The organism is Nocardia sp. CNY236 (genome assembly GCF_000482385.1).
Taxonomy (GTDB): Bacteria; Actinomycetota; Actinomycetes; order Mycobacteriales; family Mycobacteriaceae; genus Nocardia.
The window spans coordinates 15,124-26,614 of sequence record NZ_AXVD01000032.1; the positions used below are offsets into that span (position 1 = coordinate 15,124).

Below are 11,491 nucleotides of genomic sequence, written 5' to 3' on the forward strand. Positions count from 1 at the left end.
CGGTGTCTGGTGCAACTATCTCGATTGGTGTCCAGTTCACTATGGCGGGACATCGGCTGGTGTGGAGCCGGTGTGCGGCGTCACGGTCCACGATCGAGGCCGCGGTGACCACAACGACCAGCAGCAGGCCGTTGGTGTCGGTGGCGATGTGGCGTTTGCGGCCCTTATCTTGAGCTTTCTGATCTTGTGGCTGTCTGAACTGCGGTGATGTGCCGTGTGCGGCCGTCACCATCGGAGTCGCTGATGCCGATCCTGCGGTGCAGAGCACGCAAGGGTCCGGGAGCCCACCAGTTGAACCGACCGGCCAGTCGCATGAAGGCGGGCACGAGTGCCCCCCGGACCAGGAACGCATCCATGAGGATCGCCAACGCCAGACCGACACCGATAGCCTTCAGATAGACGATGCCGGAGATAATGAACCCGAGGAAGACCACGGCCAGGAGGATCGCGGCTGCGGTCACCAGACGGCCAATCCGCTCCAGTCCACGGGCCACGGCGAGGGTGTTGTCGCCGGTGCGGTCGTACTCCTCCTTGATCCTGGAAAGAATGAACACCTCGTAGTCCATGGACAGACCGAACGCGATGCAGAAGAGCAGGATCGGCACCGTCCAGGTGATGGTGCCCGTGGCCTCGAACTCGCCGACGATCCCCTCGAGGTGACCGTCCTGAAAACCCCAGACGAGTGCGCCGAAGGTAGCACTGAGACTCAGGCAATTGAGCACAATGAGCCATTCCGCGCAACGTTTTGATCACAAGCGGTGATCATGTGGTGCGGTCGTGTTCGCTGTGGAGCAGGACGAGTGCGGCGGCCACGATCTTGCCGATGCGCCATGGGTCGAGGCTGATGTTGCGCAGCGCCTTGAATGTGGTCTTGAGCAGGGAGTTTCCGCGTTCGCCGATGGCTCGCAGGCTGTTGTGGGCCTTGTTGAACTGCTGCTGGATGGCGGTGAGCCAGCTGTTCTTCGGTTTCTTGAACGCCACGGTGATGGTGCTGGACTCGCCTTCGTAGCCCAGATCGCCGAGGGGGCGCAGATCGGTGCCGGCCTCTCGCAGGCAGGGCAGGAGTTCGGGGTGGGTGCGTAGTGCGGTGGTGTCGTGCTCGCGGCCGGGTCGTACGGGCGAGGTCCAGATGGGCCAGCCGTCGCCGACGGTGATCACCTGGATGTTGCCGCCATGGTTGTCGTGCTTGGCCGACCACCAGAGATCCACGCCCGGTGTCGGTCCGGGGGTGCGGCACCGGTCGGTCTCGATCAGCGTGCCGTCGATGTTGACGTGGGAGTAGCCGGCGGCCTTGGCAGCGAGCAGGGCGCCGTGCAGGCTGGGTGCTTGCGCGGCGAGCACGTCGATGGCTTCGTGCAGGTAGTCGTAGCCGGTGGACACGCTGATCTTGTTGTCGGCGGCGAGTTGCTTGATCCGGGTGCCGTCGTAGAACCAGCGCAGGGTCAGGATCGCCTGGTCACGGCAGGTCAGTGACCGGGTTCGGGCACGGGTGCCGCGGCGGGTGCGTTCGGCGTCCAGTAGCCCGGCCAGGCGGTTCACCGTCTCCTCGCGTACCGGCAGCACAGCGGTGTATGTGACACTCATGTCGACGCAGGACCTCTATGAAGTTGATCTGTGGAAGGACCACTTCGTATCGAGGTTCTGCGTCTTCTCTTCGTACCGGACCTGATCTGGCGCGTCTCACGCCTTCCCGGCATTCCAGACAGCTACCGACTGCTACCACCCGCTTGCGCGGAATGGCTCAGTGAAACAGAGGTAGGCAGGTGAGGGGCCGCCTGCCTACCTCTGCGCTCGGGGGTGTGCACAGCTCAGGGTCGGTGTTCCTTGACGATCTCCGCCGGACGGTCCTGAGGATGAACGCCGGCGTCAGCGCTGGTCGCAGTGCTGGTGTCAGCGCCCGTTGCAGTGCTCGTGTCCGCGCCGGTGTCAGCGCCGGTTGCGGTGCTCGTGTCCGCGTCGGTGTCCGTGCCGGTGTCCGGGCGCAGGTGCCGCAACATGATCGCGGCCAGCACGGCCATGATCACCATGATCACCGCTCCCGCCCCGGCGGCCAGGCGCATGCCCTCGGTGAACGCCTCACGCGCTTCCTGCAGGAGCGGGCCGCCGAGCTGTGCCGGCAGGTGCATCGCCACTTCCATGGCGCCACCGAGGGTGTCCCGGGCGGCTTCCGCGGCGTCGGAGGGAAGGCCCGCGGGTACGGCTGTGTCCATGCGGGAGTGGTACACAGCCGCGCCGATGCTGCCCAGCACGGCGATGCCTATGGCACCACCGAACTCGGAGCCGGTCTCCGACAACGCCGATGCCGCGCCCGCCGACTCGGGCGGGGCCGCTGCGACGATCATGTCCACGGCCAGCGCGCCGACCGCGCCCGACCCGCCCACCAGCAGGATGAAGCCCACGCCGAGGGCGAGGAGGGAGTCCTCCACGTACACCTGGGTCAGGACGGCGAAGCCCGCCGCCATCACCCCGATCGCGCCCGCGACCACGTACCCGGGGCGCACTCGGCGGACCAGCAGCGTGCCGGTCGTCACGGACAGGATCATCGCGGGGGCGATCAGCAACGTCCACAGCGCGGCAGTCAGCGGACGCATGCCCACCACCAGTTGCATGTACTGGGTGCCGAAGAAGCCGAAGCCCACCAGGGCGAAGATGCTGAACACGTTCGCCAGGACCGACATGCTGAACGCGCGCCCGGCGAACAGCCGTACGTCGATCAGCGGATCGGTCAGGCGGCGCTGGCGGCGTACGAAGATCGTGCCCACCACGAGCCCGAACAACGCCGTCAGCACCGGCAGCGGCGCGAAACCGTCCTCGGCGAGGATCTTCGCGCCGTAGACGACCGGCAGGACGGCGGCGAGTGACAGCGCCGCGCTGAGCAGGTCGAACCGGCCCGGATTCGGCGCCTTGAACTCCGGCAGCAGCAGGGGGCCGAGGATCAGCAGCACCAGCATCACCGGCACGTTGATGAGGAAGACGGAGCCCCACCAGAAGTATTCCAGCAGCAGGCCGCCGAGCAGCGGGCCCAAGCCGGCGCCGCCCGAGAAACCGGCGGTCCACACGGCGATCGCCGTGCGACGCTGCCGGTCGTTGTGGAACATGTTGCGAATCAATGACAGCGTAGATGGTGCCAGCGTGGCGCCGGCGAGGCCGAGCACGGCGCGGCTCGCGATCAGCATCTCCGCGCTGTCCGAGTACGCCGCGAGCGCCGAGGCGACACCGAACGCCCCGGCACCGAAGAGGAGAATCTTTCGCCTGCCGATCCGATCGCCCAGGCTACCCATCGTGATCATGGAGCCGGCCAGCAGGAAAGCGTAGATGTCCATGATCCACAGGAGCTGCGCACTGCTCGGTGCGAGGTCCGCGCTCAGGTTGGGCAGCGCGAAGAACAGCGCTGTCATGTCCATGGAGATCAGCAGCGTGGGTATGACCAGCACTGCGAGGCCGATCCACTCGCGCTTGCCGGCCATCCTCGTGTCAGCCATGGCGGATACTATACATTCGTATTATACATTCGTATTATATGTTCGTATAGATTCTCGAACGGGAAGATGGCGACCATGGGACACCGGGAAGCCCTGCTGGTAGGCGCCAAGATCTGCCTCTACGAGCGTGGCTACGGGCGTACGACCGCCCGCGACATCGTTGCCGCCTCCGGCGCCAACCTCGCCTCCATCGGCTACCACTTCGGCTCGAAGGAAGCGCTGCTCACGACGGCGATCATCGAGTCGTTCGCGGAGTGGGGTGTCGAGCTGGACGCCGTCATGCAGTCGCTGTCGTGGAACACCACGGCGGAACCGATCGAGAAGTTCGAGATGGCCTGGACCCGGCTGATCGACTCGTTCGTCACCCACCGTCCGCTGTGGGTGTCGAGTGTCGAGGCGTTCGCCCAGGCGGAGCACATCCCCGAGCTCCGCGAGCAACTCTCGGCGAGCTTCGAGGAGACCCGGGCCGGCATGGCCGCGATGATTATGAGCGTCGCCGAGAATATCGACGAGAGGTCCGCGCGCAACATCGGCTCGCTCGTGCTCGGACTCCTGCCCGGGCTCGCGCTGCAGTGGCTGCTGGACCCCGACCGTGCGCCGACCGGTGCGGACCTCGGCGATGCGATCCGGACCATTCTGCAAGGCCTCGACAGCGGCACCACGGACGTCGGGGTGGGCATCGCCGCTCAGGGGAGCTAGTTTTCTCTAGGGGGCCCGTAGGGGTTTTCGCTGCCGTCCCGGCCGCCATAGTGTCGCGGCACAAACGCTGTTGAAGAACGCGGCGTGGCCGATCGGGAATCGCGTGCATCTCGTCTTCCAACGCATTTCCGGTCTACTGTGCTGCGCAGATGTTGACTCTTCGCATGTTTGTCGCCGGATGATCGGGGCTGGACGCCGAATGGAGCGAGAATGCGATTCCTGCCGGAAAGCGAAGACGTCAGCGCGGCCGTAATCGGGCTCGCATACGTGGGTTCGTGTGTCGCCGGGGCGCTCGCCGAGCGCGGCGTACGCGTGGTCGGTGTGGACACCGACGCGAGACTCACCCGCGAGTTCGCCGAGCGGCACTGCCGATTCAGTGAGCCGGGCCTGCCGGAGCTGCTCTTCAGCGGCCTCGACTCGGGGGCGCTGCGGGTGACGACCGACTACGCCGAGATCGCCGGCGTCGATGTCGTCATCGTCGCCGTCGGCACGCCGATCCGTGAGGGCGGCGTCCTGGAGGACACCCAGCTCAGGGCGGCTTGCGAGAACCTGAGCGGGCACCTGCGCGAGGGGCAGCTGGTCCTGCTCAAGAGCACCGTGCCGCCGGGCATGAACCGCGAGCTGGTCGTTCCGCTGCTCGAACGCAGCGGCCTGACGTGCGGCGTCGACTTCGGGCTCGCGTTCTACCCGGAGCGGTTGTCCGAGGGAACGGCGCTGCGGGAACTGCGCAGTTTCCCCATTGTCGTCGGTGGCTGGTGCGTCGACAGCGCTGCCGCTGCCGAGGCGTTCTGGCGCCGCGGTGTCGGAGTCGACATCATCCAGTGCAGTTCGATGGAAGCCGCCGAGATGGTCAAGCTCGCCGCTGGTCGGTGAACTCACCACCTGGTTGCGGTCCGGCCTGATCGACACCACCGCGGGGGTGGGGTGGGTGTGCAGCAAGACCGAGCACCTGCGCGGCAATAGTGACCAATGGGGCACCGAACCCGATTTCACGCTCATCGACCACCGAGTCCGCAACAACATCAGTGGCTGGTGGACGGTGCTGCCCGGCAAAATGACCCTCGCCCTGCACGCCTCCCAGGCAACTGCCACTGCCGTCACCGGCGTCGAACCGCACCTCGGGTTGCGACCTCGGGCTGCCGTCGCGCCATGCCAGATCGATGATCTGGTCGAGGTCACCCCGTGGACCGCGCACACCGAAGCGAGCACGCGATGATTCCCTCCTTCCCCGCCAGGCACGGACAGGTGAGCGGACACAAGGCCATCACGCTCCTCGCCCCCGGCATCGACCGGAACCACGGCGTCCGCCGCCGGGTCGAGCTGGCGCGGTGGTCTACGAGCAGCCGTTGCACACCCAGCCGGTGTTTTCCGAACTGGATGTGGGTGACCGATTCCCGCTCGCCGACGAGTTCGCCGCTCGCCATCTGTGCCTACCACTGTGGCGATCCATGACCAAGGACACGGTCACCCGCGTCATCGAGACCATCCACACCTGCCTGAAGTGGTGAAATGCGTTTCCCAACATCATCATTACCGGAGAAGCCGGATTCATCGGCGGCAACCTGCTGCGCCGCATCCGCTCGCAGGATTAGCGCTCGGTGACCTCCCCAATGCCGAACGCTACTACACTGTCGACACCAGCATCTGGAACCAGCACACCCACGCCCGCGTCTGGGCCCTCGAGGCCACCGAAACCGGTCTGCTCCGCTGGAAACTCGGCAACCACACCGACGCACTGAAAATGTGGCGGTCTGCGCTACCGATCCTGCATACCGTCAACTCCGCCTGCACCACCAAAGCACTCAGCAAAGTCCGAACCGCCGCAACCGAACTCTTCACCTCCACCGAACCGCACAAGATCCCGCATTCTGACCAGCGACGCCTCAGACGCGGTCAACAACCGGCTGGGTACATCCGATAGAACCTCCTCCTCTCAGTGCGGCGTAGCATGCCATCCCCTCCGACCCCCCACCGGATGACTACCGCTGTGCCCGCGCGACGGTGCTGTCACCCTCGGGCAGGGGGTCTGCCGCGTCCGCCTCGGTCGGTTGCGGGTATCTGTCGTGCGTGGCTCGGGCGCGATCCAGACGATGCAGTGCGAATGCTGCGGCCCCACCGACCATGGTCAGGCCGGCCCACAGCGCCCAACCGAGTCCCGCGTCGCGCGCGGCGCCGACCACAGCTCCGGTGGTGAGATTGCCGAAAAGAATGCCCACGCCGACAACTGTGTTGTAGAACCCATAGTGGGTCGCAACCAGCTTTCCCTCCGAAAGGGCCACGACGGTGTCCATCTCAAAGGGGAACACCGCCGCTGTCCCGACCGCCAACAACCCTGCGGCCATCAGCAGCGCCCCAGCCGCGACCGGAGGGCCGAACCGGTGCGGGTCGGGGACGATCACCAGCGGGACGAACGCGGTTGCGAGAATCCCCAGCCCGACCACCAGGCTTCGCCCGGTACCCCACCTGGCCCGAAACCACGCCGTGATCCGCAGCTGGCCGAAGACCGCCACAACACCGGAAACCACGAACAGCGCGGAGACCAGAACCTGCGCCCGCGCACCTGCGATGAATTCCGCGTGCAGCGGCAGTGCCAGATAGACCTGGAACGACAAGACATAGGTACCGACCATCGCCAAGGCGAACCAGACGAACCGGCGATTGGCGAGTACTATCCGCCAATCCTGGAGCACCGAGTTGCGCTCGCTGTCGCTGTCCATGCGCCTCGTCGGTAGGGCGAACAGTTGCGCTGCGGTCAGGATTGCGAATACCACCGCTGCGACGGCAGCGGTCACCCGGAAGTCGATCGCCATCAATGCCAGGCCGACCAACGGTCCGGCCAGAATGCCTGCCTGATAGAAGATGTTGAACATCGCAAAGGCTTCGACTCGCCGCTCACCCGCATCGGCTGCCAGATAGGCGCGCACGGCCGGGTTGAACAACGCGCCGGCGAATCCGGTGGCCGCCGAAGCGATCAGCAGCCCCGGCAGCGAGGTCGCGAACACCAACAGCGCGAACCCACCTGTGCGCAACAGACAGCCCGCGACGATCAATGGTTTGTAGCCCAAGCGGTCGGCCAGGGTGCCGCCGATCAGGAACATTCCCTGTTGGGAGAAGTTCCGTACCCCCAGCACCAGTCCGACGGCCCAGGCTGCCAGGCCCAGTGGCCCGGCGAGATAGCCGGCCAGGTAGGGCATCAGCATGTAGAAGCCGAGGTTGATCCCGAACTGGTTGATCATCAGCAACCGCGCTGCGGGATCGAAGCCGCGGAATTTCGCAAGTACGGTCACCGCGCGGGTCCCCCGCTGTGGGCGAGGCGCCTCGGGTCGACAACCGTGGTGGTTCGGGTCCACGACTGCACGATGCGTTCGGTGGGATATTCGATGGTGTCCGGCTCGAGCGGGGGCGGCGAGTCGAGCAGGCCGTGATTATTGCAGTACGCGTCGTTGTAGATGGTGTCGAAGTAGCGGTTCGGTCCATCGGGGAAGACCGCCACGATCCGAGCGTCGGAATCGTGTGTTCGGGCGGCCCAGCCGGCGACGAGGGCGACAGCGCCCACGCTCCACCCTCCGGTCGCGTGATGCGTAGCGGCCAAGGTTCGGCACGCCCAGACCGCCTCCGACGGCGCAACCCAATGCACCTCGTCGAAAGCGCGATAGTCGACATTGACCGGATAGATGCTCGATCCGAGCCCCCGCATCAACCGTGGACCTGCGGGCTGACCGAATATCGTGGAGGCCACGGTATCCACGCCGATCAGCTCCATCCCCGGTTCGAACCGGCGCAATGCCCGGGCGACCCCGGAGGAATGACCGCCGGTGCCGACCGCGCACACCAGCACGTCCACCCCGCCGAGTTGTTCGACCAGCTCGAGCGCCAGCGACTCGTAGCCATCGACATTGTCCGGATTGCGGTATTGGTCCGGGCCCCACGCATCGGGCTCGTGAGCGAGCAGCTCCATGACCCGGTCACGGCGAGCCTGCTGCCAGCCGCCGGTCGGATGAGGTTCGCCCACCATGTCGACCTGCGTCCCATAGGCGGTGAGCATGCGCGCGACCATCGGCTCCAGCCCTGGGTCGGTCACCACGGTCACCGGGTGGTGGGTGACGATCCCCGCCAGCGCCAATCCCAAGCCCAGCGTGCCACTGGTGGATTCGACGATCCGAGCCCCCGCAACGAGATCACCACGCTCCTCGGCCCTGCGGACCATATGGAGTGCGGGCCGGTCCTTCATCCCGCCGGGATTGAATCCTTCGAGCTTGGCCCAAAATCCCCGCCCTTGGGGCGCGATCGGCGCACCGACCCACAACACCGGGGTGTTGCCGACCAGCGAGTGCGGGGAATGGGCAGGTCCTGGCGCGCTCACCAGAGCTGCCGAGCGATCGTTGAATGCGTCGAGAACGACCTTGTCCATCACGTTCGCTTTCTGTGTCGGACCGCCGAGACGGCGGTACTGATGTGAACGGGCAGCGGACACCGGCCAACGGCAAGTCGTCGGCCTGGCGCTGCCCGATCAGCAGCGAGCGATACAGAACCGCGTGAGGGTGGTCCGGCCATCCGAGGCCGGTGGCCTCGAGATCGGCGGACCGCGCACCCCGGCGAACGCGCGCAGGGCAGAGGGAAGAACGGCCAATGCCAGCGCGAAGATCAGCAGTTGCGGCCCGGGATTCCCGGTGACACCGCGCAACACCGTCTTGGCGAGGCAGTGATCGAAATGGGATGGACAGTGGTCATCGGAAGCCGAGCGGATCGCAGCGGGTAGAGGACCGTCGGCAACCGACACTGCCAGGTGCTCGACGGCTGGGTACCTCGGCATATGGTTGTGTGTGTCATCGTGCGCCATCGAACAATCGACCATCAGCACGGCGAGCAGCACCGCGGCGAGCAGCGCCACCGCGGAGCCAGAAGGTCGGAATCGGCTGGCGAGTCTCACCGCGGCCGATCGCAGTTCTCCCGACACCCTAGCGTTTATACCCCTTAGGGGTATAAACGGCAAGTAGGGGCGCCCGTGGCGTGTCGCGCACTGGCGCGCACAGATCCTCAGCGGGGGCTGGGCCGATGCCGGCCCTGAGGCCGGCAGCACATGCTGGCCGAATCCGCGGTATCCGCACATCCGTGGTCAGCGAACGTAGGACAGGACGCTCATCATTCCGGCCTCGCCATGATAGGCGTTGTGGCAGTGCACCATCCATTGGCCGGGATTGTCGGCGTGGAAGTCGACCTCGACCGTTTGCCGAGGCAGCACGATGGCGGTGTCCTTGCGTGGCCCGACGCCGGTCGGTGTGACCATTTGGAAGGTGTGACCGTGTAGGTGCATCGGGTGGAACATCATCGTTTCGTTGATGAAGCGCAGCCGGACGCGCTGCCCCTCGACCACGTCGAGAGCGGTGTGTTCATCGAAGACCCTGCCGTTGATCGTCCAGACGTAGTCGCGCATATGCTGCCCCAGAGTGAGGTCGAGGGTCGTATCCGGGGCACGGTGGTCGAGTCGCGCCGAGTCCGAGGCGGTCAACCGATCTGCGGTGAGCGGCGCCACCGACAGCTCCTCCGGTCGCACCGCAGCAGGCGGCGGTGCGCCGCTCCCGGTCCGGATCAGAGCGAATCCCTGTCCGCTTTTTCCTTCGGCGGAGGCGACGAGCGGGAACACGCCGTCACCCAATTCGATGATCGCGTCGTAGCGTTCGCCCATACCGATGAGCAGGCTTGCGGTTGTGACCGGCTGCACGGGGTAGCCGTCGGTGTGCGTGACACGCAACTGGTGCCCCGCCACGGCGACACGGAACGCGGTGTCGGACGCAGCGTTGATCATACGCAGGCGCATACGCTGGCCAGGCTTGGCCGCGAACGTGACAGGATCGGCCTCGATGCGGCCATTGACCAGGTAGTACGGATAGTCGGCGATGTCACCGGCGTCCGACCCCAAAGGCGTGTCTGGGTGGGTGGGCACGACCATCGACGGCGCGCCGTCGTGGTGCATGTCCTGCATACCGCCGTGGCCCATCCCGCTCATACCCTGTGCCTGCAGCTGCCGTAGCTGTTGGTTCGGATCCCGCCCGTCGACCCCGTCGAGCCAATCATCGAGCACGACGACGGCCTCGATGTCGTAATCTCGGCCGTCGGCCCGGTCCTCGACGATCAGCGGTGCGTACAGGCCGCGATCGAGCTGCACACCGACATGCGGGTGGAAGAAGTAGGTCCCCGCATGGGGGACGGTGAACTCGTAGTCGAACCCGGCTCCGGGTTCGACCGGGGGCTGTGTGAGGCCGGGCATACCGTCCATGTCGTTGCGTAGCGCGATGCCGTGCCAATGAACGGTGGTGGGTTCGGTCAGTCCGTTGGAGAGGGTGGCGCGCAGGACGTCACCGCGATCGACGCGAATCGCCTGGCCGGGCAGGTCCCCGCCATAGGTCCATGTTCGAACCTGGACTCCGCCGAGGTCCACGGTGGCGGGCGCCGCGCGCAGCGACACCGGCCGAATTCGGGCATCCGCCGCGCGGCGGGCGTTCTCCGCGGCACGGACCGGTTCGGAATCCGGCTCGACGAGCGCTCGGGGACGCGAAGGACCTGCAGAACAGGCTGCGAGCGCGGCGGCTGTGGTGGCGCCCATGCCGAGGGCGAGGAACCCGCGGCGGCTGATCGGCGCTAGGCGTCGAATCTGTCTGGCGGACATGGATTCTCCTGCTGGTCTGGTCGGCTGCTGCCGGTGCGGCACACGGCCGTGGGATGGTCCGATCCTGGTTCCACGCAAAGGCTCGGGCGTGCGGCACCACTCGCCACATTCTGGGGCGGGCGCGTGCTCGTCATGTCGCAAGATCCCCCCCAAAGCGGCCTCTGCATGGTGTGACTTGGCGGATGGGACCGATCAGATTCGCAGGACGGACGGCTCGGAATGGGTCCGGATGGCCCACGGTGGGGCACGCCCGCCGTGCGCGCGGCCCAACCATGGATCGGGCGGGTATCGCTCACCGACACCGACGGCACAATCGGTGAGCAACCTCGAATCGATACCGAACTGCACCGCGGAGAGAATGAAAACGCACCCGTGCGCGTAGTGGTTTCCAGGGCCGTGATCGGCGGCCGCCGTGTCCGATGCCTCCGCGGCGAGATCCCGCGGCGCTGTGACCACCTCGCTGGTGGCTTCAAGGGAGCGATGATGGGGTGCGGAGCCGATCGAGAAAACACCGACGTGCATGGTGACGATGCCCAACACCAGCAGGAGGAGCACAGGGGGAACGAAACCCCGGAACAGCGCGCGCACCCCATGCGGCCGGACGATTCCGGACGCTCGCAGGGGCACAGGCTGGTCGATCACG

At 66.3% G+C, this 11,491-nt stretch carries 10 protein-coding genes and 3 pseudogenes; 4 read left to right on the forward strand and 9 right to left on the reverse strand.

The window, feature by feature from the left end; all coding sequences use genetic code 11:
* Window positions 1-55: 55 nt before the first annotated feature.
* From K940_RS33665 to K940_RS0116895, 4 genes and pseudogenes are all read right to left on the reverse strand, one after another.
* Window positions 56-166 (reverse strand): annotated as a pseudogene (locus tag K940_RS33665) (transposase); the annotation flags it as partial.
* Window positions 165-725: pseudogene (locus K940_RS28720) on the reverse strand (MMPL family transporter); the annotation flags it as partial. The pseudogenes K940_RS33665 and K940_RS28720, both read right to left, overlap by 2 nt.
* Before the next feature lie 37 nt (window positions 726-762).
* On the reverse strand, window positions 763-1,584 hold the full coding sequence (locus K940_RS0116890) for a transposase family protein (RefSeq protein WP_028478516.1): 822 nt from the start codon (window positions 1,582-1,584) through the stop codon (window positions 763-765).
* 404 nt (window positions 1,585-1,988) lie between these two features.
* A pseudogene (locus tag K940_RS0116895) lies at window positions 1,989-3,482 on the reverse strand (MFS transporter); the annotation flags it as partial.
* Between the two features lie 75 nt (window positions 3,483-3,557).
* Between K940_RS0116895 and K940_RS0116900 the strand changes: the two are divergent.
* The 4 genes from K940_RS0116900 to K940_RS33070 all read left to right on the forward strand — a co-directional run bounded on the left by K940_RS0116900 (window position 3,558) and on the right by K940_RS33070 (window position 5,689).
* Window positions 3,558-4,181 (forward strand): TetR/AcrR family transcriptional regulator, encoded by a 624-nt coding sequence (locus tag K940_RS0116900; protein WP_028478518.1) that lies wholly within the window; start codon window positions 3,558-3,560, stop codon window positions 4,179-4,181.
* A gap of 210 nt (window positions 4,182-4,391) precedes the next feature.
* Complete coding sequence (locus tag K940_RS28725; protein ID WP_051407278.1) at window positions 4,392-5,054, forward strand: NAD(P)-binding domain-containing protein; 663 nt, start codon at window positions 4,392-4,394, stop codon at window positions 5,052-5,054.
* Between the two features lie 55 nt (window positions 5,055-5,109).
* Entirely contained in the window at window positions 5,110-5,397 is a 288-nt protein-coding gene (locus K940_RS0116910) for a hypothetical protein (RefSeq protein ID WP_155980920.1), read from the forward strand.
* Between the two features lie 112 nt (window positions 5,398-5,509).
* Window positions 5,510-5,689, forward strand: coding sequence for a DegT/DnrJ/EryC1/StrS family aminotransferase (locus K940_RS33070; RefSeq protein ID WP_028478520.1), 180 nt, complete (start codon window positions 5,510-5,512; stop codon window positions 5,687-5,689).
* Between the two features lie 471 nt (window positions 5,690-6,160).
* Here the strand turns inward: K940_RS33070 and K940_RS28730 are convergent, their stop codons facing one another.
* The 5 genes from K940_RS28730 to K940_RS0116945 all read right to left on the reverse strand — a co-directional run bounded on the left by K940_RS28730 (window position 6,161) and on the right by K940_RS0116945 (window position 11,490).
* Window positions 6,161-7,417, reverse strand: a complete 1,257-nt coding sequence (locus tag K940_RS28730; protein ID WP_051407285.1) for an MFS transporter — start codon at window positions 7,415-7,417, stop codon at window positions 6,161-6,163.
* 47 nt (window positions 7,418-7,464) lie between these two features.
* A complete protein-coding gene (locus K940_RS0116930; protein WP_028478522.1) occupies window positions 7,465-8,592 on the reverse strand; it encodes a PLP-dependent cysteine synthase family protein in 1,128 nt (375 codons plus the stop codon).
* 99 nt (window positions 8,593-8,691) lie between these two features.
* A complete protein-coding gene (locus K940_RS0116935) occupies window positions 8,692-9,138 on the reverse strand; it encodes a hypothetical protein (RefSeq protein WP_231390413.1) in 447 nt (148 codons plus the stop codon).
* Window positions 9,139-9,297: 159 nt separating this feature from the next.
* Window positions 9,298-10,848 (reverse strand): multicopper oxidase family protein, encoded by a 1,551-nt coding sequence (locus K940_RS0116940; protein ID WP_036528936.1) that lies wholly within the window; start codon window positions 10,846-10,848, stop codon window positions 9,298-9,300.
* 192 nt (window positions 10,849-11,040) lie between these two features.
* The gene (locus K940_RS0116945; protein WP_155980921.1) at window positions 11,041-11,490 is read right to left on the reverse strand and encodes a hypothetical protein; all 450 of its coding nucleotides are present in this window, start codon (window positions 11,488-11,490) and stop codon (window positions 11,041-11,043) included.
* Between the last annotated feature and the right edge of the window lies 1 nt (window position 11,491).